This is a genomic window from Nesterenkonia ebinurensis (assembly GCF_008711175.1).
Taxonomy (GTDB): Bacteria; Actinomycetota; Actinomycetes; order Actinomycetales; family Micrococcaceae; genus Nesterenkonia; species Nesterenkonia ebinurensis.
In genome coordinates this window covers 272,230-298,315 of record NZ_VWNF01000011.1, presented here as the reverse complement: position 1 = coordinate 298,315, position 26,086 = coordinate 272,230, and the positions used below count along the sequence as shown (strand labels likewise).

The following is a 26,086-nucleotide window of genomic DNA, read 5'->3' as shown; positions in this document are numbered from 1 at the left end:
ACTCATGAAACGGCTGCGCAAGAGTCTCGTACTGATAGTCCTCGTCGTCATCAGTGTGGAAGTCATCCTGATCTTCACCGGGGCGCTCGACTTAGTCTCTGCGGTGAAGATCGTCCTGTTGATAGGGCTGCCGCTCTTTGGCTTCGTAGCTTTCGAGCTCTACGTGGTAGCCAGGGCCGTTCGTGCGGCAAAATCCTCGGGTCAGGATCTACCGATTGCGTTGGAGGCTGCTTTATCAGAATTCTTCCCCCGGGCCGTTGCGAGGTATCTCCGTCAGGACTTCATGCTCCTGCGTGCTATCGGGATGCTCATCACACGACGCCGCGACGTCGCTGCCGGGGAACAGCTCCTGAGGTACTCCAGCCCGTTGGTGTACATGCTCTCAGCAATCGCGGTGGTCGACGGAGCTGTGGCGATCGCCCTCCACATGCTGTTGCCACCGGGATGGATCCGCACTCTGATACTCGTTCTCGGCGTCCTGGGGCTGATATGGCTGGTAGGGTTCATCGCCTCCCTGATCGTCTACCCGCACACGATCAGCGACTCCAGGCTGCGGCTCAGATTCAGCGTCTTCCACGACATCGCCATCCCCGTAGAGAACATCAGATCAGCTCAGAAGTTCCGTGACGACCCAGGCTCCACCAACTCCGCAGCGTGTGTCGATGGCAAACTCATTATGGTCGTCGCTGCCCGGGTCAACATCAAGCTCGAAATGGACGAAATCCCCGAACTGGCTGCCTTGAACCACAAACTGGCAGGCCAGTCCGTCAGTGAGATCCTCTTCTACACCGACGACGAAAAGACAGTCCGAGAGGTCTTCCCCCACATCACATCGTCTCCTGGACTAATCCGATGGGGGACCGGCGCCTAGTGTCTGTGTTGAGGGGAAATTAGCGTATCCGGGGCTGTTGCAGCGGCCTCACATATCCATCGGCCATTCCGGGTCTCAGGACTTCACAAGACGAGCGATCGCCGCAGAGGCCTCGTTGATCTTCTCGTCGGCGGTGGCGCCGCCGGTTGACGCTGAGTGGGCGACGCAGTGCTTGAGGTGATCGTCCAGAAGTCCCAGGGCGACGTTCTCCAGGGCGGAGGTCAGCGCGCTGATTTGGGTGAGGATGTCGATGCAGTAGGTGTCTTCTTCGACCATGCGGTGGATGCCTCGGGCTTGGCCTTCGATGCGTTTCAGCCGTGCGAGGTAGCGGTCTTTGTCGCTGATGTAACCGTGGGCGGTGGGTGCCTCGGTGGACATGATGGGGCTCCTAGTTGGTGAGGTTTCGGGTTGAGACTTCGGGACGGAGGTCCAGACGGCGAAGCAGTTGGGCGTTGAGTGCCACCACCACGGTGGAGGCTGACATCAGGATCGCGCCGATGCTCATGGGCAGGACGAATCCGATGGGTGCGAGGATGCCTGCGGCCAGTGGGACGGCGGCGAGGTTGTATCCGGCGGCCCACCAGAGGTTCTGCTTCATCTTCCGGTAGCTGGAGCGGGAGAGGTCGATGACCGAGAGCACTGAGCGCGGGTCGGAGCTGGCCAGGATCACCCCGGCGGAGCCGATGGCCACATCGGTGCCGGCGCCGATGGCGATGCCGACATCGGCCTGAGCCAGGGCCGGGGCGTCGTTGACGCCGTCGCCGACCATTGCCACCTTCTGTCCTTCCTGTTGGAGTTCTTGGACTTTGGCGGCTTTGTCCTCGGGGCGGACCCCGGCGAAGACTCGGTCGATGCCCAGCTCGGCAGCGACGGTGTCGGCGACTGCTTGGGCGTCCCCGGTGATCATGACCACCTGGGTGCCCACGGCGTGGAGGGCTTCTACCGTTGCCTTGGATTCGGGACGGATGTCATCGGCCAGGCGCAGTGCGCCGATCACCTCACCGTCGGCTAAAACGTGCAGGATGATCGCGCCCTCGTTCCGCCATTGCTTGGCGATGGGAAGCTCGTCTTGGCGCTGCTCGGTGAGCATGTAGGGGCCACCGACCTGGATCACGGTGCCGTTGACTGCGGCGCGGACTCCCACAGCTGGCGAGGAGGAGAAATCCCCGGCGGCAGGGACCTCCAGGCTGCGGTGGGTTGCTGAGCCGAGGATGGCGCGGGCCAGCGGGTGCTCGCTGTCGGCCTCCGCGGCTGCGGCCAGGACCAGGACCTCATCTTCGGTGTACCCGTGGATGGGTTCAATGCCTGTGACGGTGGGTTCTCCTTTGGTGAGGGTGCCGGTCTTGTCGAACAGCACCGCGTCCACGGTGCGCATCGATTCCAGGGCGAGCCGGTCTTTGATGAGCACTCCACCGCGGGCGGCACGTTCGGTGGCGATGGAGACCACCAGCGGGATCGCCAATCCCAGGGCGTGCGGGCAGGCGATCACCAGCACCGTGATGGTGCGCACCACTGCTGCATCAGGCATGCCCAGCAGTATCCAGGTCGCGGCAGTGATCACCGCGGAGACCAGGGCGAACCAGAACAACCAGCCAGCGGCAGTATCGGCGATCCGCTGCGCCCTGGATGAAGACGCCTGTGCGTCGGCGACTAGACGCTGGATACCGGCTAAGGCGGTGTCGTCTCCGGTAGCGGTGATCCGTACCCGGATGCCGGAGTCAGTGGCAACAGTTCCGGCAACAACATGGTCGCCTTCCTCGCGGCGGACAGGTTTGGATTCACCGGTGACCATCGACTCGTCCATACTGGCTGAGCCGTCAATGACTTCACCGTCGGCGGGCACGGAGGCTCCCGGTCGGACGATCACCACATCATCGAGGGCCAGCTCATTCGGTGCGACTTTCTCCGCGCCATGATCGGTGACCTTCTCTGCCTCGTCCGGCAGCAGTGCAGCCAAGGAGTCCAGGGCTGAGCTGGTGCGAGCCAGGGAGCGCATCTCGATCCAGTGGCCCAGCAGCATGATCACCACCAGCAGGGCAAGCTCCCACCAGAAGTTCAGCTCATGATCCAGCAGATGCAGGCTCGCACCCCAGGAGGCGATGAACGCCACGGTGATGGCCAGCCCGATCAGCAGCATCATCCCCGGCTTGCGGGAACGAATCTCTGAGACCGCTCCGGTGAGGAAGGGCCAACCGCCCCAGGTGTAGATCACTGTGCCCAGGATCGGGGAGACCCACCAGACCCAGTCCGCCTCGGGCAGGTGGTAGCCGATCAGGTGGGCGAACATCTCGTTGAACCACACCACCGGCACCGCCAGCACCAGCATGATCCAGAACAGCCGGCGGAACTGCCCGGCGTGATCCCCATGACCGCTGTGGCCGTGCCCGCCGTGCGCGGAATGTCCATGCCCGGCATGGTCGTGGTCTGCATGTCCTTTCTGGTGCATCGCATGACCGTGGTGGCTGTGCCCGTCGTCGTGGGTTTCTTCGCTCGGGGGCATCACTCCTGTGTTGTGGTGGTGGTGCCCTGAGTCGGCATCGTCGCCGTGGTGGTGTTCTGTCATGGTGGGTTCCTACACATCCTCCAGCAGGCTTTCCATCTGTTCGATCTCGGGCTGCTGGGGCCCGGATATCTTCTGCCAAGGCGGCAACACCAGGATTCACATCGTCCTTTTCAAGATGATGTCCGACATCTCGACGGCCTGCTGGTGCCCCTGCTCCTTTCTATACCTCTATACCCTAAGGGGGTATATCTACTTATACCCGGTAGGGGTATCTGATGTAAAGAGTAGCTGCCCTGGTTGAAAACATGCGCTCAGGTCGTGCTGGGATGGGGCAGGAGGGCCGCGATGCTCGTCGACACCTCCACTGAAACTCTGAAGAGGCAGATCCGTGTTGCGGCAGCGGCGGGATTCCGGCTATGATTGATCTTTGTCTGCTTGGCCGTGCTGTGCCCGCCTGCGGGTTCAGCACCGGAAAACGGCTTAGAGGCGCAATCAATTTTTGCACCGTCCACGCTACCCGCGTGTGCGCAGGCAGCTTCGGTTGGATCTCACCCAGCCTGGTCGTCCTCGTACCGGTGCGGTAAATAGGGTCGGCGTCAGCACACCCGAAAACCGGGCAGCCGCCCGACCTGAAAACAGCATCAAAGTACCTAACATCCATAAGAGGAGTGATCATGGCAGCACGTTGCCAGGTGACGGGAGTGGGGCCGCAGTTCGGCAACCAGATCTCCCATTCGCACCGCCGCACCAAGCGCCGGTTTGACCCGAACATCCAGAAGAAGACCTATTGGGTTCCTTCCCTGGGCCGCAAAGTGACCCTGAACCTGTCGGTGAAGGGCATTAAGACCATTGACGCGCGCGGAATCGACGCAGTCGTGGCCGATATGCTCAAGCGGGGTGAGAAGCTCTAATGGCACAGGCAAAGGACGTACGCCCCATCATCAAGCTGAAGTCGACTGCCGGCACGGGCTTCACCTATGTCACCCGCAAGAACCGCCGCAACAACCCCGACCGCATTGTGCTCAAGAAGTACGACCCGGTTGTCCGTAAGCACGTCGACTTCCGAGAGGAGCGCTGATCATGGCCAAGAAGTCCAAGATCGCAAAGAACGAGCAGCGCAAGGTTATCGTTGATCGCTATGCCGAGAAGCGCGCCCAGCTGAAGAAGACCCTGGTTGATCCCAACGCCTCTGACGAGGACCGTGAGGCAGCGCGGGTGGGTTTGCAGAAGCTTCCCCGTGACGCCTCCCCGGTGCGTGTGCGTAACCGCGACTCGATTGACGGTCGCCCGCGCGGCACCTTCCAGAAGTTCGGCATCTCCCGCATCCGTTTCCGCGATATGGCCCACCGCGGCGAGCTGCCAGGAATCACCAAGTCCTCTTGGTGATTCCTGGTAAGAGAGCATCCAGCGTATGGTCCTGCCGCAGCTGATGCTGTGGCAGGGGATGGGTGCCAACGTTACCAAGTCCTCTTGGTAGGCGAGTAATAGGCTGATTGAGTGGGGTCTCCCGTTTGGGAGGCCCCACTTTTTCGTCCGCTATCAGGCGAAAACCCTGGAAACACGCCCCAAAACCGCGGTTCTATGCCGGTTTGAGCCTGCACGCGTGGTAAGTTGCCAGACTGGAAGCCCAAGAAAGGCCGCGATCCGCGGAATGACGCGGAAGTTCGGCCCCATGGGACAGCAAATGAATCAGTCCAGGAGGACATACACATGGCACTGAACCGCAGCGAACTCGTCGCAGCCGTCGCAGAGAAGTCCGGCAACTCACAGGCCGCCGTCAACGGCGTGCTCGACGCCGTCTTCGAGGTCTTCACCGAGCAGGTCTCCAAGGGTGAGAAGGTCTCCATCCCCGGCTGGCTGTCCGTGGAGCGCACCGAGCGTGCCGCCCGCACCGGCCGCAACCCGCAGACCGGCGAGACCATCCAGATTCCGGCAGGCTACTCCGTGAAGCTCTCCGCCGGCTCCAAGCTGAAGGCTGCTGCCTCCGGCAAGTGAGCGCTCAGCGCAGGTTCCTCGCAGTTCCTTATAACTGCGGAGGGCCGAGCGCGAACCTGAGCAGATCTCACTGACTGACACATTACGACGCCGCCTGCTCACCTCCACCTGGAGGGAGATGCAGGCGGCGTCGTTGTTTTTCTATCAGTTGTAGAAGACTTCCAGCGTCTTCTCGTCCTTCAGCGGCCCCAACCGCACCTGAGCATGCTCAGCGCGCTGCATTCGACTCAATCGGGCGTAGAATTTCCCTATGTCCTGGTCCGTACTGCAGCTGTTGCACGCTGAACCCGCCCTTGAGGTCGACGCACCCGGCTGGGCACCGATCCTCTTCGCCGCCGGAGCGTTCGTGGTGGTGGCCCTGGTGCTGGTCATCATGTGGAAGAAGCTCAAACAGTCTGAGCAGTGGCGCCGCGACGAAGACACCCCGGATGACCCCGACCAGAACTGAGCGGCTCTGGGCGGCCCCGCTGCCGCTGACCGCCGCAGCCCTCTGCACCGGGCTGCTGGCCCTGATCGTCGCCGGCGTGCTGACCGGCGTGGGAGAGGCCGGAGCCATCTCCGACTCCGGCGTGCTGACCCGCTGGGGCCTGCCAGCTGCGCGGTACATCCATCACCTGGCCATGGCCGTTGTCGTGGCCGCCGCCATTCTCGCTGCTGTCGCGATTCCTTCCCGCACCGGTCCGCGCGATCGCAAGGACCGCAGCACGGGGGAGGAGCACCCGCTCTACAGTCGGGCGCTGCAGATCGCCATGACCGCCGCCGTGGTGTGGACCGTGGCAGCGATCGCGGTGCTGGTGCTGACCTTCTCCGACCTGGCCGGACTGAGGCTCTCTGCGGACCAGGCCTTCTCGCAGGGCTTCTTCGACTACGCGCTGAACATCGCCACCGGTCAGGCCTGGCTGGCCATCGTGCTGATCGCCGGAACCTGCGCCACCCTGCTGGCCGCAGTCCGCCATCCGGCCGGGGTAGGCCTCATCGGCGCGCTCGGGCTGTGCGCGATCGTGCCGATGGCCATGATGGGGCACTCCGCCTCTGGGGACGACCACACCGCAGCGGTGAACTCCCTGGGCCTGCACCTGCTCGGCGTGGTGATTTGGGTCGGCGGGCTGGCCGTGCTGGCCGTGCTGGCCCCGGAGATCGCCCGCACGGCGAAGAGCCTCTCCGTCAAGGATCAGGGTGGGCCCGAGATTCTGGGCACCCTGCTGAGCCGGTACTCCGTGCTGGCCGGACTGGCCCTGGTGACCGTGGCGGCCTCCGGAGTGATCAATGCAGACCTGAGAGTCAGCGGCCCCGGCGACCTCTTCGGCACCGAGTACGGGCTGATGCTGGTGGCCAAGGCGACGGCCACCCTGCTGCTGGCTGGCATCGGCTTCGCCCACCGCAGCTGGATCATCCCACGGCTTGCCGGCAGCGGTGCTGGTTCCGGCGTCGTGTCCAAAGAACCAGAGCAGAGCAGCTTCAAAACTTCAAAACTGCTCTGGCAGCTCATTCTGGTGGAGATCGCCGTGATGTCTGCGGTGATCGGGATCAGCGTGGTGCTCGGGCGGACCTCCCCGCCGGTGCCGGAGGAGCTGCCCTCAGATGCTACTCCCGCCCGGCTGATCACCGGCTACGACCTTCCACCGGAGCCCGGCCTGGCGAACTTCTTCAGCCTGTGGCGCTTCGACTGGCTCTGGATGGCGATCATCCTGCTGCTGGCCATCTGGTACGTCCGCGCCGTCGTGAAGGTCCGGACCCGTGGCATCAGCTGGCCGGTGATGCGCGCAGCCTCCTGGCTCTTCGGCCTGGCCGTGCTGTTCTGGGTCACCTCCGGCGGCCCGGCGGTCTACGGCATGGTGACCTTCTCCGGGCACATGATCCAGCATATGACCCTGACCATGGTGGCGCCGATCTTCTTAGTGATGGGCTCACCGGTGACCCTGGCCATGCGGGCCCTGCCCACCCGTGGCGACGGCACCCGCGGGCTCAGGGAGTGGATCCTCTGGCTGGTGCACTCCACCTGGTCCAGGATTGTCACCCATCCGATTGTGGCCGCGGTGAACTTTGCCGGCTCGATCCTGCTGTTCTACTACACCCCGGTCTTCGGCTTGGCCCTGGAGTACCACTTGGGGCATGTGTTCATGACTATGCACTTCCTGCTCACCGGGTACATCTTCGCCCTGGTGATCATCGGCCGGGATCCGCTGCCCTCCCGGCCGCCGCATTTTGTGCGAGTGATCATCCTGCTGGCCACTATGGTCTTCCACGCGTTCTTCGCGGTGGCCCTGATGTCCTCTTCAGCGCTGATCCAGGCAGACTGGTTCGGCAATATGGGCCACGGCTGGTTCCCGGCCATCGACGACCAGCACAACGGCGGGGAGCTGATGTGGGGCCTGGGTGAGATCCCGGCAGTGCTGCTGGGCGTGATCGTCTGCATCCAATGGGCCAAGGACGATAAGCGCGAGATGAAACGGCTGGACCGTGAGGCCGATCGGACCGGCGATGCAGAGCTGGAGGCCTACAACCAGATGCTGGAAGATATGGCCGCCCACCACCGGCCGTCGAGCAGGTAACACGGAGTCATACGCGGAACAGAACAGTGCTGCTCCTGGTTGACTCAGCAGAGCACGACGACGCCCCACCACCCAGGAGCCATCAGAATGACTGAGACGATCCGCCGCACCTCCAGGGTTCGCGCCTCCGAGCTGCTCGGCCGCAGCTGGTTGAACACCGGCGGGGCGCAGCTGAGCCTCGAGGATCTGCGCGGCAAGATCGTCATCCTGGACTTCTGGACCTTCTGCTGCATCAACTGCCTGCACGTGCTTGACGAGCTGCGTCCGCTGGAGAAGAACTACCAGGACGTGCTGGTCACCGTGGGTGTGCACTCGCCCAAGTTCGAGCACGAGGCTGATCCCGAGGCCATCGCCGCCGCTGTGGAACGCTATGAGATTGAGCACCCGGTGCTGGATGATCCCGAGCTGATCACCTGGCAGGCCTACTCCGCGCGAGCCTGGCCCACGCTGGTGGTCATCGACCCTGAAGGGTACATCGCCGCGAACCTTTCCGGTGAGGGCCATGTGGCCGGGTTGACCTCCCTGGTGGAGGAACTGGTCGCAGAGCATGAGGCCAAGGGCACCCTGCACCGCGGCGACGGGCCCTATGTGGCTCCTGAGCCGGTCTCCCGAACTCTCCGCTTTCCCGGCAAAGCAGTGCCTGTGACTCGCCCATTGGCAGACAACGACGACGCCGTGGCGGGAGAGACAGCGCAGAGCTTCCTGGTTGCCGATACCGGGCACCACCGGGTTGTCCAGATGGCTGCCGATTTGGAGACCGTGATCCGCACCTGGGGCTCTGGGGTGAAGGGCCATGCCGACGGTCCGGCTGAGACCGCACAGTTCAACGAACCGCAGGGGTTGACGCTCTTACCCGCCGAGTTGGCTGCCCAGGTGGGCTATGACGTCGTCGTCGCCGATACGGTCAACCACCGGCTGCGCGGCATCAATGCGACCACCGGAGAGGTCACCACCCTGGCCGGCAATGGGGTGCAGCGGCTGCTGGACGCTGAGCGCACCCGCGCCGAGCAGGCCATCGGCTTGTTGGGTGCTGATCCGCTGAGCGTCTCTCTGTCCTCACCCTGGGATGTGCTCTGGTCAGACACCGTGGATCGGGTGATCGTGGCGATGGCCGGAACCCACCAGATCTTCAGCTTCGACCCGGCCACCGGAGAGCTGGCCGTCTACTCTGGGACCGGTCTCGAGGGTCTGACTGATGGTGCCCCAGAGCACGCCTGGTACGCCCAGACCTCAGGACTTGCCGAGGATGCCGCGGGGGACATCTGGATCGCCGACTCCGAGACTTCTGCGCTGCGCGTGCTGCGCACCTCAGCCAGTGCCGAGGCCCCAGCGGTGGAGACCGTCATCGGTGAGGGGCTCTTCGACTTCGGGTTCCGTGACGGCGATCCCGCCCAGGCCAGGCTGCAGCACCCGCTGGGCCTGACGGCTCTGCCGGACGGCTCGGTGTTGGTGGCCGACACCTACAACGGAGCGATCCGCCGTTACAAGACTGAGCACACCGCCGCCGACGGCACGTTGGTCCCCGCCGAGGTCTCCACTGTGGCCCGCGGTCTGAAGGAGCCATCGGATGTGCTGCTCGATGCCGATGGTGAGTCGCTGCTGGTGGTGGAGACCAATACCCATCAGCTGGTGCGCATCGCCGTGCCTGAGGAGTACCTCACGGTGGACGAGGGGGCGGCTCAGACCCAGCGCCCGCGGATTCCGGTGGCCCCCGGGGAGTTCGGTCTGAGTGTGAGCTTCGCCGCGCCCACCGGTCAGAAGCTCGACGACCGCTGGGGCGACCCGACCCAGCTGCAGGTCTCCTCAACCCCGCCGGAGCTGATCCTCTCAGGTGCCGGGACCACCGAGGGTCTCGATCGCACGCTGGGTCTGAACTCGGAAATCTCCGAAGGCGTGTTGCATATTACTGCCCGGGCCGCTGCTTGTGATGGCGCACCGGGGGAGGAGATCCCCATGCACGCGGCCTGTCACCTCTACCAGCAGGACTGGGGCATCCCTGTCACCCTTGACCCCACCGGCGAGGCCGCACTCAACCTGGACCTCCGCGGGGTCAAGTAACAGCTGCCCCAGCCCAATGACGATGGTCTTCAATAGGGTAGATCTTCCTCTCATGGTGATGAAGCAGCATGTTTCTTGGGGGACTTCCACATCCCGATGGCCATGGCCAGCCCCATCAGCAGCAAACACAGCGCTAGGCATCCAAGACCAATCCAGAAGTTTCCGTACTGGGCGACCATGATCGGGAATAGCGCCGTAATGATGCCGCCACCTACAAACGGGGATGAGAAGGGAGCACGCATCGCGTATCCACGATAAGCGCTGGTCTTCATATGTGGGTCTGCCGCTCTGAGCAGCAGCAGTCCGATCGCCACCACTCCAGTCATGGAACCGAACTGCGGGATCATGTTCTCAACCCAGTGCTTGCGGAAAATCCGCGGTCCTACCCAGAAGAAGATGAATACGCAGAGGCCTGCCATGACCAGGGTGATGACGGTGAACGGCACCCAGTTCGCAATAAGAACAGGGATAGAGATGGCGGCCACAGCCGAGACCACAAGGAAATCCAGTGCTATACCGGCGATGGAGTTCAGAGTGGGCTTGTCCACGAGGCGATAAAGAGGAGTAGGTCGGATGACGAGATGAACGATCAGGCCCCCCAACATTGCCAACGGGAAGATCGGCACACCAGTCACGATCATGTCGACAAAGTGCTTCAGAATGAAGCCAATAAGTACAGCGATCGCGATAAGACAGAAGTGGAATGCCAAGTTGTTGAGCGATGAACTCTTCAGGAAGCTGCGAGTGTCTTGGCTGACATCTGAGTCGCGCAAGATATCTGATTCGCTGAAGCTAGCCGAAGGGTCGTAATTGATGAGTTGACCCCGTCGAGCAACGATATTCAACAGGATCATTCCCATCACCACGCCGAAGACCAGGCCGAATGTTGCTGATCCAAGTGCGATCGAGCTCCCGTCGGCCCACCCCAGAGCGGTGTAGGCCTCTTCCATCCCTGCAGCAGTGCCATGCCCACCAGACCACGATGCCTCGAAGATCGTTGAGAAGAGCGGGTTGGTATTGAAGAAAGGCTCGAAGATGAAGAACAGCAGGAGCGCCGGTACACCCACCTGAGCAAAGCTGCTGAAGTAGGACATGAAGATATGCGGGCCGGCTTCTTGAGCAGCCTGTTTGAAACTGGGCAGTTCCTGGCCCAGCAGCAGAGGCGCGAAGACGATGGCGATCAGCACCCCTGCCAGAGCGGACCAGGTTCCCATCATGTCCTCGGGAACAACTCCGATGAAATGCGGACCGGCAATGAGTCCAATAATGCCGCCGATGAGAGAAGCGGGGATGAAAAACCTACGCAACAGGGGGATAGCCATTCTCAGAATGACTCCCAGTAGAAGGAGGATGCTCAGGCCACCTAACGCCAGCAGGAGGGAGTTGAGCATTCCACTGTCGATTTCCATGATGTCAGGCATCACAGTCTCCTCATATTAATTCGGTCGAGTGAAAATGGGGCTGTGCTTGCGGAGTGTTCGCCGGTGGTTACCAGCTGTGCGATGCGTTTCGAGGCCGCGGGAAGCAACGCCCAGCCGTGACCAGACCATCCGGTGGCGAAGTACACGCTCTGGGTTCCAGGGACTTTGTCGATGAAGGGAATCTGATCGAACGTTGCTGTTTCAGGGCGACTGGTATCTACGGCAACTCGCTGCAGGTTTCCCAGGCCTGGGAACACGGTTGAAAGCTGTGCGATATTTCCAGCCACGTTCTTTTCGATAGGAGTTCCACGTCCAGTGTGGGGGTCGAGAGCTCCTCGCCATCCGCCGCTGACCATCACCTTGCCTTCATCCACCAGCTTCACGGAGAGGACTCTGCTGTCATGCCCGGTAAGGAATGGGAGAACCGGTTCATGCTCGGCGTCAATAAGAATGGCTTGGGGAAAAACCATCCAGGCTGGTAAGCGGAGGTTAAAGTGTTCCCGGAGCAGAGTGGGTACGGCAGAGTTAGTGGCCAGCAGTACCCCATTCCGAGCTGCAAAGTTCTGCCCATTGGAGGTGGTGACTTCGTTAGGGGAACTGCTAGAGCCGGCTGTGATACCTATAACTTTGGTGTTCTCGTGAAAGTCCGTACCGTGGCAGCGGGCTGCTTCAGCGTAAGCCTGGGTCGTAGCGGAATGAGAAGCAGAGCCGTCCAAGGGCGCATACAAGGCGCCTTTGATGTTGTCTGATGCTTGCGGAACCTGCGCTCGCACCTGTTCTGCATTCCAGGTTTCGGTGGGTACCCCGAGCTGAGTTTGGGCGATGGCATGTGCCTGCATCGCCACGCGTCCCCCACGCATGCCTACCACTTCTTCTTCGACAAGAATGAGTCCACCGGTGCGGGTGTATCCGGTTTCGCTCCCCAGCTCCGCAGCAAGGTGAGGCCAGAGCTCGTATGCCTCAGCCATCAGGGGTAGTTCACGTGCGTCTCGTCGGTTTCCCCGCACACCTCTTTTGCCGTAGCCGCCTGAGGCTCCTTCCCCAATGGAGTCCTGTTCAAGCACAGTGACTGTTGCCCCGGCAGATGAGAGGTGGTAGGCGACAGCGCAGCCGTATGCGCCAGCGCCGACAACGATGAAGTCAGAGACCATGTGGCGTCCTTTCCGTGGTTGCGATTGAAGCAACTGTAAGAAATCCTCCATTTTGTGTCAACAGGAAGGAAATAATTCATCTGGCAGAATCGACTTGTGATGGAACATGAGGAACTGTGGGATTTGGACGCTGCTGGACTCAGTCAACGAGAACGTGCAGTGGCGCTCTATGCTGAGCGGGATCCACTGAGTTTTGCGACCAGCACTGCCGCGGATATTGCCCGCCACAGCTCCACAAGCGAGGCCACTGTGGCGCGGACAGCGCAGAAGTTGGGGTTCTCGGGGATCAAGGCGATGAAGCAAATCTGTGCTGGCCGTGTAGGACAGACCCAGAGCCTAGATGCCGCAATTCGTGACCAATTGGCAAATCTCCCGGGGAAGGAGGGGGAGGGGAGCCCTATTGGCACTGCTGGGGCAGTGCTGGCAGCCTCTGCCGAGTTGGTGCTGAAGCTCAACGAGTCGTTGCATACTCCTGCGTTTCCGGAGGTGCTGCGTGCCATCAGTGAAGCGCCACGGATCATGATCTACGGTCTGGGAACTGGCTTTCACATTGCAGAGTATCTGAGCCTCGGTCTCGAGAGAATCGGATTCGAAGCTCGCCCAGTAACGGGCAGCGGTCACACCATGGCCGATACCCTGCTGAGGCTCCGCTCAGATGATGTGGTTCTGGTGGTCTCACCCCGCGGCATCTTCCCAGACGTGAAAAACTTCCTTGCTCAAGCAATCAGTCGGGCGAAGACGGTAGCGCTGCTATCTCAGGTGCGTGCTCCCGAGCCGCTCAGACAGCGAGTGGTGCAGATCCTGTTTCCTCCCTCTGGCGGATCTGCTGCCTCGGAGCAGGTGTGCGCCTGGGCTTTAGCTGATGTGATCATTGCTGAGCTCGCGCGCGAACGTCCTGCTCTGGCGATCAGCGTCCGTAATCAGGTTCAGGTGCTTCGGGAGAGACTCTCACCCGATGAACAGCTCTCTGACATTGGATCAGATCAGTGAGCGCGTCGTAGCTCAGTCGGCCGCCTTCAGGGCAGCGGTGAGCTTGACCCGCTGGCCCATCTGCAGCAGCACTGTGCATGGACTGTATTCAGGCGTACCACGGACTCAAGGTTGACACCGCACTTCTGGAGAGTATTGAGCATTTGACCACGCTGTTGAACTGATCAGCACGCAGCCCTTTCTCCCCAGGCAGTTTCTACCTCTGCCCAAATCATCGGCGGATCGATGCTTAGCCGCCACATATGACTAGTTCGGAATAACGACTCCTTGACCATCTTCTGCAGCGAAAAAATTCTCCTAATGAAATTATACGAAACGTATAATTGCTCACATCGAGCGAGGAGTGACAGCTGAAACATTGTAATTATTGCTATCAAGGCCATCTTCTTGGAGCTGCTGTTGTCAGTTTACGTAACGGTTACATCTAGCTAACATCAGGCTTACGGCACAGGTCTACGGTAGCTTTCAGGCTATTCACAAGTCTGCTGATGAACTCACTCCACCTTGATCGAGTAAGGATTCTCCGATGTCTGTGTCACTTCGTAAGATGACTCTCACCACGGCCGCTGTTATGGCCACTTTCTCCCTGGTTTCCTGTGGCAACGGTGATAACGGTGATTTTGCCGAAGGTGAAGAGTGGCAGGAGGAACTGGTCACCCCTGGTGTCCTGACCATCGGCACCTCGGGCAACTACGCCCCTTATACGATGATGGACGGCGATGAAGTCGTCGGATATTCCATCGACCAGGCCACCGCCCTTGCGGAGCGACTGGATCTTGAGCCGCATTTCGAAACCCTGGAGTGGAGTGGCATCCTGGCCGGTCTCGCTGGTGGCCAGTATGACGTTACTTTCTCTGGTGAGCTGCTCCACACCGCGGAGCGGCTCGAGGATGACCTCGGCTGGTGGCTGGCTGACCCCACTATGGAGGACGGCACCGGACTGATCAAGCTGGCCGATAACGACGAGGCCGTGGATCATATCGATGACATTCCCGAGGGCGCGACCATCGCCGGGGTGCAGGGCGGTGCCCAGCCTCAGATCATCGATAACCACTTCGGAGACCACATTGAGATGGACCTATATCCGGGACTTGTGGAGGCTATGGAGGGCCTGCGCGCCGGTCGTGCCGACTACGCCACCGGCGGACGCCTGGTGTTAGCCTACTTCGCCCAGGAGAATGACGATCTCGAGGTGCTCGAAGGCGCCATAGAGATCCTGCCTGGCAGCTTCGGCGTGGCCGAGCAGGAGGCACTCTTCGACGTCCTCAACGAGGAGTCCCAGGCGATGGTTGAGGATGGCATCATCGAGGAACTGCAGTTGGAGTGGTTCGGCGAGACCTCTATGCCCGGCGAGTCCGCCGAGTAGGTAGGCTCCACGATCGCTTCTGACATCCCGGCCTTCCCCGTTATGATGAAGGGCGCTTCGTCGTGAACTTCACCGTTATCGTCGACAACGCAGATCTGCTGCTGAACGCCATATGGCTCACCACCCTGCTGACGGTGGTCTCGTTGATCATCTCCACCATCATCGGTGCGCCCCTGGCCGTGCTCGCTGAACGCGGCGGGATTCCTGCGCGGATCATCGCCGTGTTCAGCTGGCTCATGCGGGCGGTACCCGCCCTGGTGCTGCTCTACCTGGTCTTCTACGGCTTGCCTTCATTCGGCGTGACCGTCCCTGCTCTCTGGACCGCCGTTGTGGCGCTCACCGTCCAGGCCGCTGGCTACCAGCTGGAGATCATTCGGGGCGGGCTGCGGGCCGTGAGCAGCAATCAGTACGATGCCATCAAGGCGCTGGGGCTGCCACCAGTGAAGGCCTGGCTGATGGTGGTGGTCCCGCAGGCACTCCCGGCCACCATCCCGCCCTGGTTCTCTAACGCCACCAATCTGCTGAAGGCCACCTCTATCGCCTCCGTGATCACAATCATGGAGGTCACCGGGTCGATGAACAACCTCATCGCCCTGACCTTTGCCACTATCGAGCTGCTGCTGTGGGCGGCTGCAGTGTATATCGTGCTCTCCTCCATCATCATGGGGCTGCAGATTCTGGCAGAGCGGATCTTCGCGCTTCCAGGACAGGTGGGACGATGAACTCCACCCTGGGTGATCAGATGCTTAGCATCCTGAGTGCAGCCACCGGAACTCTTCAGTTGGTCTTCTGGTCCCTGGTGATCTCCACGATTATCGGGGCGCTGCTGACCCCGGTGGCCGTGCGCAAGAACATCTGGGTCCGACTGCCGATCATGGTCTACAGCTGGATCGGACGCGCCCTGCCGCCACTAACGCTGCTCATCGGCTTCTACTTCGGCTTCATCTACGCCGGAATCCGGCTGCCGGGGATGACGGCGGCGATCATCGCCTTCGTCTTTCTCAATGCCGCCTATACGGTGGAGATCTTCCGCGCCGGCTACCTCGCCGTCCCCAAGGGGCAGTTCGAAGGGGTCAAGGCCCTTGGGCTTCCGCCGTGGAGGGCGCAGCTGGGCATCATCGCACCCCAGGTGCTGCGGGTCTCCACCCCGGCGTTGATCACTAATGCCACCACCGTACTGAAGGATTCCGCACTTGCCTCGGTGATCGGCGTGATGGAGATGACTGCCCAGACCCAGCGCATCGTGCAGTCGGCCCCGGGCCACGCGATCATCCTGTACTCATACTTGGCTGTTCTCTACATCGTGCTCTGCTCGGGACTGTTCATCCTGCAGCATTATCTGGAGAAACGGCTCAAAGTGCACCGCAGACCACAAGCCCTGAGGAGAAAACCATGACCCATCCCACTGATGACACGATGCCGCTGGTTGCGCTGCGGAATATTCACAAGTCCTTCGGAGATCTCGAGGTGCTCAAAGGTGTGGAGCTGACCGTTAACCGCGGAGAGGTGGTCTCCCTGATTGGACCGTCCGGCTCAGGGAAGACTACGCTGCTGCGGCTGATCAACTGTCTAGAGATGCCTACCGCCGGCGAGGTGTGGATCGATGGCAAGCGGATCGACGCTGTGGAGAAGAACGGCCGGATCGTGCCAGCCAAGGAGAAGGAGCTTCGGGCCCACCGCGTGGAGACCGGCATGGTCTTCCAGCAGTACAACCTCTTCCCGCATATGACGGCCATGGAGAACCTCATCTACGCCCCGCGCATCGTCCGGGGCGTTTCTAAGGACCAAGCCACTGCGGAGGCCCGCACCCTGCTGACCCGTATCGGCCTGGCTGAGCGCGCCGAGCACTATCCCAATGAACTCTCCGGGGGTCAGCAGCAGCGCGTGGCCGTGGCTCGCGCCCTAGCCATGAAGCCCAAGGTGATTCTCTTTGACGAGGTCACGTCCGCTTTGGATCCCGAGATGGTGGGGGAGGTGCTCGAGGTGCTCGGCGAACTGGCCGAAACTGGCATGACCATGGTTTTAGTCACCCATGAGATGCAGTTCGCCTCCGAGGTTAGCGACCGCGTGATCTTCATGGATCAGGGAGCTGTAGTTGAGGAGGGTCCGCCCTCCCAGATCTTCGATGCTCCCCTGCAGGAGCGCACCCAGCACTTCCTGCGCCGCCTGCACGTCCGCCGCTGAACCGGCACCTGACCTTATCCCTCTTTCCCCGAAGCGACAGAAAGGCTCACTTCTCCATGTCACGTAGAATGCGGGTTTCCGTCGTCCAGCTCGGCCCTATCCCGAAGGACGATTCACGCGAGAAGACCATGCTCCGGCTCCTGAATCTCTTCGAGGACGCCACCGCTGACGACCGTACCGACCTTGTGGTCTTCCCCGAGTTAGCCTTGACCTCCTTCTTCCCGCATTGGGAGATTAGAGACTCTGAGGAGCTGCACGCTTACTACGAGTCCGAGATTCCCAGCCCGGGGATGGCTCCGCTTTTGGAGGCCTCGAAGCGCAAAGGCGTGGCGGTGACTTTCGGCTATGGCGAGCGCACCGCGGAGAACCGCCTGTTCAACACCGCCAGTCTCTTCAAGGGCGAGAAAGAGCTGTTGCGCTTTCGGAAGGTTCACCTGCCCGGCTACAACGAGGTCCAGCCCGATATTCGCCATCAGAACCTTGAGAAGATGTACTTCCGGGTCGGTGACCTGGGCTTCCCTGTTGTGGACTTCAAAAACACCCGTATCGGTCTGCTGATCTGCAATGATCGGCGCTGGCCGGAGTCCTACCGGATGCTCTCACTGCAGGGCGCGGAACTGGTGTGCATCGGCTATAACAGCCCCATTCACACACCCAGCATTGCCGAAGCCGATATCCTCACCGACTTCCACAATGAGCTGTCCATGCAAGCGGGGGCTTATCAGAACTCCATGTGGGTCATCGGCGCGGCCAAAGGCGGTGTGGAGGAGGGCGTGGACCAGATCGGCGGCTCTTGCATCATCGCTCCCAACGGCAAGATCGTGGCCCAAGCGGTCAGCAACAGTGATGAGGTCATCGGCGCCGATATCGACCTGGATATGTCCGCCCGGTTCCGGAAGCATATGTTCAACTTCACCCTCCACCGTCGGCCTGAGCTCTATCGGGCGATCACCGAGCCCATGCCGGAGGGTTGGCCCCGGCCAGCCCTCTCCTCCTAGTCCCGTGCGCGCCAGCCTGCGTAGGCAGAAGGCGGCACTACCCCGTGCGCTGACCAACGTGGGGTCCTGCAGGGGTTGGCCTTTGGCTTCGGTTCCACGCTGCTGACCAGCTCGGGTTTCGAACTGCTGATGGCAGAGGTTCGGGCTCGGGGCAGCAACTACTTCTCGATGGCCTATTCCATCCCGCTGATCTTTGCCCCACCCCTGGCTCTGTTTCTCCACCCAGCACTCCTATGCGCTGAGCTTCACTGTCACCGCAGGCATCGGTGGCTTGGGGCTGCTGCTGGTGTCCCTTATGCACTTCCCCGACCGGAACCCCGGGCCGGGTACTCTGAGCGGTTGGTTCGCCTTCCGGCTGTGGCCGCGCTGTGCTACTGGGCCCGGCCACGGCAGGAGGGCAGGAAAAGGCACGAGGCCGGCAGGCTGAGGACCGTACAGCCGTTTAGCTCAGCCGGAAGCCCGCCTTTTCGAAGACTCGGCGGATCTCGCGCCGCTTGTCATGCGCGAAGGCAGTCTCGCTGACCCGCTGGGACATCTGCGCACTCCACCTGCGATCCTTCCCATACCGGGCGAAATAGCGGGAGATGGCCTCGTCGTACTCTTCGATGGGAGCCACGGCTTCTTTCTCATCATAGGTCTCCCAGTGCAAGAAGCTACTCTGCGGAAGCCGCGGCTTGACCCCGGCCGGCTCGGCGGGATCGGGATGGCCCAGCTCCATACCTAGGAAGGGGATGACATGATCTGGAAGCTGAAGTAGCTGGGCGACTCGCTCAGCGTCATTGCGCAGTGAGCCAAGGAAGACCACGCCCAGTCCCATGGACTCTGCAGCCAGTGCCGCAGTCTGGGCGGCTATGCCTACATCGGAGGCGGCGATCATCGCCTCATTGAGATAGTTCCGCGCGGCGTATTCGGTGCCGTGACGCTGAGCGGAGGCCCGGATGCGGGAGGTGTCGATGAGCCAGACCAGCACCACTGGGGCACTGGCGATATGCCGGGCCTGTTTGGGGCCACCCACCTCAGCCAGTTCCGCCTTAGTCTGTTGATTTCGCACCGCCACCACCGAGGTCATCTGCTTATGCGAGGAGGTGGATCCGGACTGGGCCGCCGCGGCCACAGTTCGAATGGCGGCCTCACTGACCTCCTTCTCCTGCCAGAGCCGCACCGAGCGGTGGCTCAGGATTGTATCCAGCACGGGGTTCCAGGTCTCCGGGGTGAACTCCGGTTCTCGACCCCAGCGAGCTCTGAGCAGATCGTCGGGTGAAGGCCGGTCACATGAGGTGGGCCGCTCGACTGGGAAGGGGTCTGCCGCGGATGCCCTATGGTTCTCCGTCATTGCTCGGTCTCCCCTCAGGTGTTCAGCAGGCCTGCGGCGGCGGAGACGGGCTCGATCACCGGCACACCCAATGCAGCCTCCAGCTCCTGGGCCAGTCCGCCAGCCATGCCCGCGCAGCCCAGCACAACGGCATCCGCACCCTGTTGGACGCAGCGCTCGGCGGCGGTCAAATAGGGGGCGCTATCACGCTGGGGATCTACTCCGTGCAGCACGCTGGTGCCGGAGGCCTCAATAGCCGCGCAGCGATCGGCCAGACCCAGGCGGGTTACCATCTCCCATTTGCGCTGGACCGAGTCCTCCATGAGCGAGACAACCCCGAAGCGATCGGCCACCGCACAGGCGGCCAGCATTGAAGACTCCCCGATCCCGGTGATTCGGACACCTGCGCTGGCCCGCTTTCGGGCCAATGCCAGCCCAGGATCGGCATGGCAGGCCACCACCAGCCGCGCGCCTGGGTGAAGCGCGGCGGCGAACTGCGCCACCAGCGGTGCGGTGCGCTGGACATCCTCAGCACTCTCAATGGCGATCGGTGCCTCATCTAGCTGGGTGACACGGAAGTCTACGCCCAGCGCAGCATCCTGCACTGAGGACTCAATGGCTGCGGTGACGGCGGGGGAGCTGTTGGGGTTCAGCACAGTGATCATCGTATTCCTCTCTTCTGTCCAGGAATCTACCACTTATGCGCACAGGATATGATGCAAAAGATGAACATAAAGCACACTGTAACTCTTATTTATCAGTCATGAAATATGGAAGTTACACATGATAGGTAACGTAAACTTGGAAAGAAGCTCTAAGCTGTGAGGACGGCTGATGACAGTAATTATCCGTGGTGCCCGCCTCTTCGACCATGCCGCAGCAGGTCCCGTCGACCTGATGATCCAAGGTGAGATCATCGTGGGCATCACCTCTGCAGGCGCTGTGGAAGTCCCTGGGGCCGAGGTGCGGGACGCCACCGGCCTGTTGGCGCTGCCCGGTCTCATCGACATCCACACCCATATCCACCCAGCTCCCAGCGACACCGCCGACCAGGTGGGGCAGATGGCTCCACTGGGCGGGGTCACCACCTCCGGGCTGATGATCTACCCCGATCCGGGAGAGTCCTTTGGCGATGCTGTGCGCCGGGTCGAGGCACTGGCAGTCAAGGGTGCCTCCGACTTCTGTGCCCATCTACGCATCGAGGCCGACCGGGCCACTGAGGACTTCACCCCGCTAGCGGAGATCGGCGCCACAGCTGTCAAGCTGTTCATGGCCCACGGCGCACCCGGCATCCAGTCAGGACTCAAGGAGCTCACCGTAGCGGCCGCGCGCTGTGCCACACTGGACATCCCCGTGCTCGTCCACGCAGAACTTGGCGATGTGGTGGACGGTATGCTTCAGGAGGGCATCGTCTCCATGGACGAGAATCTCACCTGGGATGACATTTCCTTCCTCCGCTCCCCTGAAGTGGAGGCCGCCGCCATTGATGCGGTGGCTGCCGTGGGCAGGGCCACTGGGGCGCGGATGTACATCGTCCACGTTTCCTGCGAGGCAGCTCTTGAGGCCGCTCTACGCGCCCGGCGCAGTGGCACCCAGATCCTTATCGAAACTTGCCCCCACTACCTCACCCTGACCGACGAGGATGCGCGCAGGCTCGGCGGCTACGGACGGGTGTTGCCGCCGCTGCGGCAGCCTCGCGATGTGCAGGCGCTGCGCGCGGCCGTCCAGCAGGGCCTGGTGGATACTGTGGCCTCTGATCATTGTGGGCACTCGGATCAAGCCAAGCATGTCGATGACCTCGTCGGCTCCGCCGCCGGACTTCCTGGTGGCCAGGACCTCGGACCGCTGATGATAGACGCCGCACTGGGTGAGGATTCCTGGCTGAAGCCTCAGGATGTCACTAAGGTCCTGGCCAGCGGCCCCGCAGAGGTCTTCCAGCTGCCCGGCAAAGGAAGGCTGCTGCCCGGCTACGATGCCGATGTTACTCTCATCGACCCCGCCGCCACCACGACCGTCTCCGCGGCCACTACCCATACTGCCTCCCCCTATAACCCCTGGGAGGGGTGGCAGCTGCGTGGTGCAGTTCACCAGGTGCTCCGCCGCGGTGAGCTCATCGTCGACTCCGGTCGCCTGCAAGCCGCCGGCGGTCAGCTGATCAGAAAAGCATGATGCGCCGAGTCGTTATCATCGGGGCCGGTGCCATCGGCGCAGGCACCGCCGCTGAGCTGGCCTTGCGCGGCTGTGAGCATCTTCTGGTGGGTCGCGGTGCCCAGATCAGGCATATCGCTGAGCATGGGCTAACCTACCGCCGCCCCGATGGTGTGCAGCAGGTGCCCCTCAGCACCGTCGAAGAGATCGAGGGAGTCCAGCTGCGCGAGGATGATCTGCTCCTGATGGCCACCAAGACCCAGCATGTGGAGGATGCCGCCCAGCGGCTGGCCTTCAAAGCTGCAGGTCAGAAGATGGCCTGTCAGCTGCCGATCCTGACCCTGCAGAACGGGCTGGAGGCCGAGCGAGTGCTGCTGCGTCGCTTCTCCGAGGTCTACGGTGGTTCTATCCTCATTCCCGCCAGCTACACCCAGATCGGTGAGGTGGTCTCTGGGGCAGCCCCCAAGGTGGCCAATTTCGTACTGGGTCGGGCGCCTACCGGTCACGATGAGCGCTGCGAACAGATCGCGCAAGTTCTACGCGATATCAACTGGTCGGTCCAGACCACCGATGATGTGGTGCGCTTTAAAGCCCATAAGCTGCTGCGCAGCGTGAAGAACGGGCTGGATGTGTTGTGCGTTGAAGCGCACGAGGATGAGCGTGCCGTCGAACAGCTGGGTGAACTGCTGGTGAGCGAGGCGCACGCCGTCATCACCGCCGCCGGCATTGAACCGGCCGCCGATGAGGAGCGGGCTGAGACCCTCAGACTGGCTGTTCTGCACCAGGACTCCGAATACCGCCTGGACCAGCAGTCCACCTGGCAGTCTTTCAGCCGCGGAGCCTCTGGGCATGAGGTGGACTACCTCAATGGTGAGATTGTGTTGTTGGGTAGATTGCACGGAGTGCCCACCCCGGCTAATGCCGCCGTGCAGCGGGCACTCGGTGCAGCCTGGCTGCGCGGAGAGAAACCTGGAGCTATCCCCCCGCAGTCGCTCCTTGACGAACTGTGAATCGACTGAATATAGCGTGAAGGTAGACTGACTGCGCATGATTGAGAAAGCATCCGGGGACCAGCAAGAAGCCCAGCGCATCGATGCTGAGCTTTCCACCCCCGCCGCACGGTTCAGCGCCCGCTTCTCTGCCCGCCCCGCCACCACCCAGCTGCAGCAGCGCATCATCCGCCATGAGCGCAATCAGCTTACCGAGTTCCTCGAAGAGCTGGAGGGAACTGAGGCTATAGCTCGGGCGGCTTCCATGATTGTGGCGGCACGCCGCCGTTTCCTCGCCGGCTCCGGCCGATCCCATATCTTCGCCCGGCTGCTGGAGTTCGACCTTTCCGTGGGACTGGGTCAGGTCTCTCTGGTGGACGATACCCATATCCGGATGCTTGACGTGCTCACGGATGTGCGCTCCAGCGATGTGCTTATTGTCTTTTCGCTGCGTCGCTTCCGGTCTGAGGTCACCCGCTTCCTACATGAATACCATGCCCGCGGCGGCAAGATCGTAGTGATCACCAATTCCCAGGACTCGCCAGCGGTCCAGTACGCCGAAGAGGCGATTTTCGTGCCTACCCGCTCGGAGTCGTATACCGATAGCGGCATCGGCGTGGTCGCCGTCAGCCAGCTGCTGGCCGCCTTAGCTACCTCCAGCGCCAAAGGAGCACGACGCCGACTGGCTGAGCGGGAGGAGCTCATTGAGGCGATGGAGATCTACCGCTGAAGCACCCGTTTAGAAATAGGTCGGGCAGGGTGCCCACAATACGGCTCTGTTCGGCCAGCAGCATTGTGGGAATTTATCGAACATCGTGCAGGGATGAGAGAGCCTTAAGTGCAGCACATCTCCCGCATGCAATGTGAATGTGGGGGAATCGGCTCCAGTTCACCCACCAGCGGGAGACGGACGCCCCAGGGGCACCGGAAACCTTGCGTCATATGGCAGACCCCGGCGTCAAGTGTTTGTCCCGGCTCCGGCGCGGAGAGCACTTGCGCATAGAGTGAAGCCGCCGGCTGAAGCTGCGGACCACTGCGCCGGGCCAGGTGCAGCTGAAAGGCATTGGTAACGGTGATCCCCGCACAGCTGGCCGCCAGCTGCCAGTTCCACGCCCCTGGGGCCATCGTGGTCTTTCCGTGTGGGACAGGTCACACCGTACACCAGCTGTGCATCGCCGCCATATTTAGCGCCATCGCCACGGTGTCCAGGACCAAACGGGGTGTGGGAAGCTCCTGGAGTGCGCGCGGGTTAGTAGATCTGTCTCAGTCCCCTGACTTCAGGGCAGCGGTGAGCTTGACCCGCTGGCCCATCTGCAGCAGCGAGCGGCTGTAGATCTTGGCGGCCACCGCCATCACCAGCGCAGTGGTGGCCAGCAGGATGCCCATGGACACCAGCGGCTCCCACCAGGCGGCGTCCCCGTCGAAGAGCCGAAGCGACATCGACACCGGCGCGGTGAACGGAATGTAGGAGGTCACCATCATCGCAAAGTCGTTGTTCATGAAGATCAGCACCACAAAGTAGGGCGCCATCACAAGAATCATCGCCGGGCTCATCACCGAGCCGGAGTCCTCCTGCCGGGAGACCAGGGAGGCTGAGGCGGCGAACACACTGGCGATCAGCACAAAGCCGGGCACGAAGAACAGGACGAACCACAGCATCGGCCAGGAGAGCATCTGCAAGTACTCAGTCTGCCCCGAGACCATCAGGCCCAGCGCCGCTGAGGCACCCATTACCAGGGCCTGGCCGATCGCCACCACCGAGTTGCCCAGAATCTTGCCAGCCAGCAGGGCACGGGCCGGAATCGCCGAAAGCAGGATTTCCACAATCCGGTTCTGCTTCTCCTGGATGGTGTTCTGCAGGATCATCACTCCGGAGCCCATGGCCACTATCATGAAGACCAGGCCGAATCCCAAGGCCGCGAAATAACGCATCATTGAATCCGCGGCGTCGCCCTCCAGCACTTCCATAGTGGGCATCACCGAAAGCTGCTGGCCGGCGTCCATGGGCAGGTTGTCGAGCCCGATCAGGTGCACACCTACCGGGGAGTCCTCATCCAGGGTAAGTATGACCTCCGCCTCGCCCTCGCGCAGCAGCTCCTCGGCCTCATCCATGGAACCGGCATCGATGACCTCGAACCCGTAGGCCTCAATCTCTTCGGTGACATCGGCAGGCACTTCCACGGCCGCTGCCGGGGTCGGATCATCGTCGTCCCCACCGCCGAAGAAGCTCATCGCGAAGATGCCGCCGACAATCAGCACCACGGTGATCAGCGTGGAGATGATGAACGACTTGGACCGCACCTGGGTGGTGATCTCCCGCTCAGCCACCAGGCGGGTGGCGGCCATGGTGCCCAGCCGTGTAGCGGGCGCAGTCTGAGAGGTTGTGCTCAGTGTGCTCATCGTATGGCCTCCTGGGCAGTCTCGGCAGAGCCAGTGGAGTCTGTGGTGAACTCGCGGAAGATCTCGCTCAGGGTCGGCAGCACCGGGCGGAACGTGGTCACCGGGCCGCGCTGCAGTGCACCTTGGAGCAGCTGTTGGGCGGCAGTCTCCTCCGCCTGGAACAGAATCCGGTTCTCATCCTGGGAGTCGAGGACGACGCCGGGCCTGCCGGCTGCCCAGCTGAGGTCGGTCTGAGAGATGAGTTCGTAGCGCAGGGTGCCGTGGCGGCGTCGTAGGTCTTCCCGGTCCCCGGCGGCCAGGATCTTCCCGTCGCCGATGATCACCAGGTCGTCGCAGAGCCGCTCGACCACATCCAGTTGATGCGAGCTGAACAGCACCACTGCGCCGGCCTCGGCACGCTCCACCAGAACGTTGAGCACCAGGTCCACGGCGAAGGGGTCCAGACCAGAGAAGGGCTCGTCCAGGATCAGCACATCCGGGTCGTGGACTAGGGAGGCAGCGATCTGCACGCGCTGCTGGTTGCCCAGGGAGAGGGCTTCGAGGGGGTCCTTCAGACGCTCGCCCAGGCCGAGCTGGCCCAGCAGGGCCTCGGCGCGGCCCGTGGCTTCGGACTTGCTGAACCCGTGCAGCCGGGCCAGATAGGTGATCTGCTCGGCGATTTTCATTTTGGGGTACAGCCCCCGCTCGGAGGGCATATAGCCGAACCGGGAGCGGGCAGTGGCGCCGAGCTTGGTGCCATCGAGCTTCATGGTGCCGGATTCCGCGGCTAGCACCCCCAGGATGATCCGCATAGTAGTGGTCTTCCCAGCCCCGTTGCCGCCCACGAACCCGGTGAGCTGCCCCCGTTCAGCGGTGAAGCTGACATTGTGGAGTACTCGCTTGCCGGAGAAGCTCCGGCAGATGTCATGCAGTTCCAGCATGCGTATGAAACCCCTTGCTCGTCCCTTAATAATGGTCTGTCAATTGCTGCTTCCGGCAAGCAACTCTACTGGCGACGTCGTACCCTGTGCATCATCCCCAAGGGTGATCTGGGGCATCCGCCTCGTTGAGGAGGACGACGAGACGGCAAGAGGCTGTCAGCGTGCAGTGCAAGAGAGCGAGCCGAGGACCAGCGGCCTCGTGGGCTGTGGGAAGCGAGCGAACGAGGC

At 62.0% G+C, this 26,086-nt stretch carries 25 protein-coding genes; 17 read left to right on the top strand and 8 right to left on the bottom strand.

Features of this window, described 5'->3' with window-relative positions; genetic code table 11:
- Positions 1–4 precede the first annotated feature (4 nt).
- A complete protein-coding gene (locus F0311_RS05180) occupies positions 5–871 on the top strand; it encodes a hypothetical protein (RefSeq protein ID WP_150460875.1) in 867 nt (288 codons plus the stop codon).
- Between the two features lie 75 nt (positions 872–946).
- Here the strand turns inward: F0311_RS05180 and F0311_RS05175 are convergent, their stop codons facing one another.
- On the bottom strand, positions 947–1,249 hold the full coding sequence (locus F0311_RS05175) for a metal-sensitive transcriptional regulator (protein WP_150460874.1): 303 nt from the start codon (positions 1,247–1,249) through the stop codon (positions 947–949).
- Between the two features lie 10 nt (positions 1,250–1,259).
- A complete protein-coding gene (locus F0311_RS05170) occupies positions 1,260–3,434 on the bottom strand; it encodes a heavy metal translocating P-type ATPase (protein WP_396897421.1) in 2,175 nt (724 codons plus the stop codon).
- A gap of 614 nt (positions 3,435–4,048) precedes the next feature.
- Here F0311_RS05170 and rpmB point away from each other — a divergent pair.
- The 7 genes from rpmB to F0311_RS05135 all read left to right on the top strand — a co-directional run bounded on the left by rpmB (position 4,049) and on the right by F0311_RS05135 (position 9,979).
- Entirely contained in the window at positions 4,049–4,285 is a 237-nt protein-coding gene (rpmB, locus tag F0311_RS05165) for a 50S ribosomal protein L28 (RefSeq protein WP_150460873.1), read from the top strand.
- A complete protein-coding gene (rpmG, locus tag F0311_RS05160; protein ID WP_150460872.1) occupies positions 4,285–4,452 on the top strand; it encodes a 50S ribosomal protein L33 in 168 nt (55 codons plus the stop codon). Before rpmB ends, rpmG begins: the two co-directional genes overlap by 1 nt.
- A gap of 2 nt (positions 4,453–4,454) precedes the next feature.
- Positions 4,455–4,760: a 30S ribosomal protein S14 gene (gene rpsN, locus F0311_RS05155; protein WP_150460871.1), complete on the top strand. Its 306-nt coding sequence runs from the start codon at positions 4,455–4,457 to the stop codon at positions 4,758–4,760.
- Between the two features lie 324 nt (positions 4,761–5,084).
- Positions 5,085–5,369 (top strand): HU family DNA-binding protein, encoded by a 285-nt coding sequence (locus F0311_RS05150; RefSeq protein WP_044493282.1) that lies wholly within the window; start codon positions 5,085–5,087, stop codon positions 5,367–5,369.
- A 250-nt stretch (positions 5,370–5,619) separates the two neighbouring features.
- Positions 5,620–5,817, top strand: coding sequence for a hypothetical protein (locus F0311_RS05145; protein WP_150460870.1), 198 nt, complete (start codon positions 5,620–5,622; stop codon positions 5,815–5,817).
- Positions 5,798–7,921 carry a cytochrome c oxidase assembly protein gene (locus tag F0311_RS05140; protein WP_150460869.1) on the top strand — a complete coding sequence of 708 codons (2,124 nt, stop codon included), beginning with the start codon at positions 5,798–5,800 and terminating at the stop codon, positions 7,919–7,921. The genes F0311_RS05145 and F0311_RS05140 overlap by 20 nt, the downstream gene beginning before the upstream one ends.
- 87 nt (positions 7,922–8,008) lie before the next feature.
- Positions 8,009–9,979 (top strand): NHL domain-containing thioredoxin family protein, encoded by a 1,971-nt coding sequence (locus F0311_RS05135; protein WP_150460868.1) that lies wholly within the window; start codon positions 8,009–8,011, stop codon positions 9,977–9,979.
- A 50-nt stretch (positions 9,980–10,029) separates the two neighbouring features.
- Here F0311_RS05135 and F0311_RS05130 read toward each other — a convergent pair whose 3' ends face one another.
- On the bottom strand, positions 10,030–11,400 hold the full coding sequence (locus F0311_RS05130; RefSeq protein ID WP_150460867.1) for a sodium/glutamate symporter: 1,371 nt from the start codon (positions 11,398–11,400) through the stop codon (positions 10,030–10,032).
- Positions 11,400–12,551 carry an NAD(P)/FAD-dependent oxidoreductase gene (locus F0311_RS05125; RefSeq protein ID WP_191089749.1) on the bottom strand — a complete coding sequence of 384 codons (1,152 nt, stop codon included), beginning with the start codon at positions 12,549–12,551 and terminating at the stop codon, positions 11,400–11,402. Before F0311_RS05125 ends, F0311_RS05130 begins: the two co-directional genes overlap by 1 nt.
- 99 nt (positions 12,552–12,650) lie before the next feature.
- Between F0311_RS05125 and F0311_RS05120 the strand changes: the two genes are divergently transcribed.
- The 6 genes from F0311_RS05120 (at position 12,651) to F0311_RS05095 (ending at position 18,089) form a co-directional block, all read left to right on the top strand.
- Entirely contained in the window at positions 12,651–13,541 is an 891-nt protein-coding gene (locus F0311_RS05120) for a MurR/RpiR family transcriptional regulator (RefSeq protein WP_150460865.1), read from the top strand.
- A gap of 526 nt (positions 13,542–14,067) precedes the next feature.
- Complete coding sequence (locus tag F0311_RS05115) at positions 14,068–14,907, top strand: substrate-binding periplasmic protein (protein WP_150460864.1); 840 nt, start codon at positions 14,068–14,070, stop codon at positions 14,905–14,907.
- Between the two features lie 62 nt (positions 14,908–14,969).
- Complete coding sequence (locus tag F0311_RS05110) at positions 14,970–15,629, top strand: amino acid ABC transporter permease (protein ID WP_150460863.1); 660 nt, start codon at positions 14,970–14,972, stop codon at positions 15,627–15,629.
- A complete protein-coding gene (locus F0311_RS05105) occupies positions 15,626–16,303 on the top strand; it encodes an amino acid ABC transporter permease (RefSeq protein ID WP_150460862.1) in 678 nt (225 codons plus the stop codon). The genes F0311_RS05110 and F0311_RS05105 overlap by 4 nt, the downstream gene beginning before the upstream one ends.
- The gene (locus F0311_RS05100; protein WP_317982563.1) at positions 16,300–17,091 is read left to right on the top strand and encodes an amino acid ABC transporter ATP-binding protein; all 792 of its coding nucleotides are present in this window, start codon (positions 16,300–16,302) and stop codon (positions 17,089–17,091) included. Before F0311_RS05105 ends, F0311_RS05100 begins: the two co-directional genes overlap by 4 nt.
- 56 nt (positions 17,092–17,147) lie before the next feature.
- Complete coding sequence (locus F0311_RS05095; protein WP_150460861.1) at positions 17,148–18,089, top strand: nitrilase-related carbon-nitrogen hydrolase; 942 nt, start codon at positions 17,148–17,150, stop codon at positions 18,087–18,089.
- A gap of 442 nt (positions 18,090–18,531) precedes the next feature.
- On the opposite strand, the gene F0311_RS05090 is transcribed toward F0311_RS05095, so the two are convergent.
- Positions 18,532–19,422, bottom strand: coding sequence for a nitroreductase family protein (locus F0311_RS05090; protein WP_150460860.1), 891 nt, complete (start codon positions 19,420–19,422; stop codon positions 18,532–18,534).
- Positions 19,423–19,436: 14 nt separating this feature from the next.
- The gene (locus F0311_RS05085; protein ID WP_150460859.1) at positions 19,437–20,066 is read right to left on the bottom strand and encodes an aspartate/glutamate racemase family protein; all 630 of its coding nucleotides are present in this window, start codon (positions 20,064–20,066) and stop codon (positions 19,437–19,439) included.
- Between the two features lie 169 nt (positions 20,067–20,235).
- On the opposite strand from F0311_RS05085, the gene F0311_RS05080 reads away from it, so the two are divergent.
- Genes F0311_RS05080 through F0311_RS05070 form a run of 3 tightly spaced genes read left to right on the top strand, consistent with a single transcriptional unit; the run spans position 20,236 to position 23,268 of the window.
- Positions 20,236–21,570 carry a dihydroorotase gene (locus F0311_RS05080; RefSeq protein WP_150460858.1) on the top strand — a complete coding sequence of 445 codons (1,335 nt, stop codon included), beginning with the start codon at positions 20,236–20,238 and terminating at the stop codon, positions 21,568–21,570.
- Complete coding sequence (locus F0311_RS05075) at positions 21,570–22,559, top strand: ketopantoate reductase family protein (protein ID WP_191089748.1); 990 nt, start codon at positions 21,570–21,572, stop codon at positions 22,557–22,559. The genes F0311_RS05080 and F0311_RS05075 overlap by 1 nt, the downstream gene beginning before the upstream one ends.
- Positions 22,560–22,596: 37 nt before the next feature.
- Complete coding sequence (locus F0311_RS05070; RefSeq protein WP_150460856.1) at positions 22,597–23,268, top strand: MurR/RpiR family transcriptional regulator; 672 nt, start codon at positions 22,597–22,599, stop codon at positions 23,266–23,268.
- Between the two features lie 533 nt (positions 23,269–23,801).
- Here the strand turns inward: F0311_RS05070 and F0311_RS05065 are convergent.
- Both F0311_RS05065 and F0311_RS05060 read right to left on the bottom strand, forming a co-directional pair.
- A complete protein-coding gene (locus tag F0311_RS05065; protein WP_150460855.1) occupies positions 23,802–24,938 on the bottom strand; it encodes an ABC transporter permease in 1,137 nt (378 codons plus the stop codon).
- The gene (locus F0311_RS05060) at positions 24,935–25,858 is read right to left on the bottom strand and encodes an ABC transporter ATP-binding protein (protein ID WP_150460854.1); all 924 of its coding nucleotides are present in this window, start codon (positions 25,856–25,858) and stop codon (positions 24,935–24,937) included. Before F0311_RS05060 ends, F0311_RS05065 begins: the two co-directional genes overlap by 4 nt.
- Positions 25,859–26,086: the final 228 nt, after the last annotated feature.

Excerpts from the sequence above, each read along its gene's own strand:
- F0311_RS05180 (WP_150460875.1), top strand. The coding sequence starts at position 5 with ATGAAACGGCTGCGCAAGAGTCTCGTACTGATAGTCCTCGTCGTCATC.
- F0311_RS05175 (WP_150460874.1), bottom strand. The coding sequence starts at position 1,249 with ATGTCCACCGAGGCACCCACCGCCCACGGTTACATCAGCGACAAAGAC.
- F0311_RS05170 (WP_396897421.1), bottom strand. The coding sequence starts at position 3,434 with ATGACAGAACACCACCACGGCGACGATGCCGACTCAGGGCACCACCAC.
- rpmB (WP_150460873.1), top strand. The coding sequence starts at position 4,049 with ATGGCAGCACGTTGCCAGGTGACGGGAGTGGGGCCGCAGTTCGGCAAC.
- rpmG (WP_150460872.1), top strand. The coding sequence starts at position 4,285 with ATGGCACAGGCAAAGGACGTACGCCCCATCATCAAGCTGAAGTCGACT.
- rpsN (WP_150460871.1), top strand. The coding sequence starts at position 4,455 with ATGGCCAAGAAGTCCAAGATCGCAAAGAACGAGCAGCGCAAGGTTATC.
- F0311_RS05150 (WP_044493282.1), top strand. The coding sequence starts at position 5,085 with ATGGCACTGAACCGCAGCGAACTCGTCGCAGCCGTCGCAGAGAAGTCC.
- F0311_RS05145 (WP_150460870.1), top strand. The coding sequence starts at position 5,620 with ATGTCCTGGTCCGTACTGCAGCTGTTGCACGCTGAACCCGCCCTTGAG.
- F0311_RS05140 (WP_150460869.1), top strand. The coding sequence starts at position 5,798 with ATGACCCCGACCAGAACTGAGCGGCTCTGGGCGGCCCCGCTGCCGCTG.
- F0311_RS05135 (WP_150460868.1), top strand. The coding sequence starts at position 8,009 with ATGACTGAGACGATCCGCCGCACCTCCAGGGTTCGCGCCTCCGAGCTG.
- F0311_RS05130 (WP_150460867.1), bottom strand. The coding sequence starts at position 11,400 with ATGCCTGACATCATGGAAATCGACAGTGGAATGCTCAACTCCCTCCTG.
- F0311_RS05125 (WP_191089749.1), bottom strand. The coding sequence starts at position 12,551 with ATGGTCTCTGACTTCATCGTTGTCGGCGCTGGCGCATACGGCTGCGCT.
- F0311_RS05120 (WP_150460865.1), top strand. The coding sequence starts at position 12,651 with ATGGAACATGAGGAACTGTGGGATTTGGACGCTGCTGGACTCAGTCAA.
- F0311_RS05115 (WP_150460864.1), top strand. The coding sequence starts at position 14,068 with ATGTCTGTGTCACTTCGTAAGATGACTCTCACCACGGCCGCTGTTATG.
- F0311_RS05105 (WP_150460862.1), top strand. The coding sequence starts at position 15,626 with ATGAACTCCACCCTGGGTGATCAGATGCTTAGCATCCTGAGTGCAGCC.
- F0311_RS05100 (WP_317982563.1), top strand. The coding sequence starts at position 16,300 with ATGACCCATCCCACTGATGACACGATGCCGCTGGTTGCGCTGCGGAAT.
- F0311_RS05095 (WP_150460861.1), top strand. The coding sequence starts at position 17,148 with ATGTCACGTAGAATGCGGGTTTCCGTCGTCCAGCTCGGCCCTATCCCG.
- F0311_RS05090 (WP_150460860.1), bottom strand. The coding sequence starts at position 19,422 with ATGACGGAGAACCATAGGGCATCCGCGGCAGACCCCTTCCCAGTCGAG.
- F0311_RS05085 (WP_150460859.1), bottom strand. The coding sequence starts at position 20,066 with ATGATCACTGTGCTGAACCCCAACAGCTCCCCCGCCGTCACCGCAGCC.
- F0311_RS05080 (WP_150460858.1), top strand. The coding sequence starts at position 20,236 with ATGACAGTAATTATCCGTGGTGCCCGCCTCTTCGACCATGCCGCAGCA.
- F0311_RS05075 (WP_191089748.1), top strand. The coding sequence starts at position 21,570 with ATGCGCCGAGTCGTTATCATCGGGGCCGGTGCCATCGGCGCAGGCACC.
- F0311_RS05070 (WP_150460856.1), top strand. The coding sequence starts at position 22,597 with ATGATTGAGAAAGCATCCGGGGACCAGCAAGAAGCCCAGCGCATCGAT.
- F0311_RS05065 (WP_150460855.1), bottom strand. The coding sequence starts at position 24,938 with ATGAGCACACTGAGCACAACCTCTCAGACTGCGCCCGCTACACGGCTG.
- F0311_RS05060 (WP_150460854.1), bottom strand. The coding sequence starts at position 25,858 with ATGCTGGAACTGCATGACATCTGCCGGAGCTTCTCCGGCAAGCGAGTA.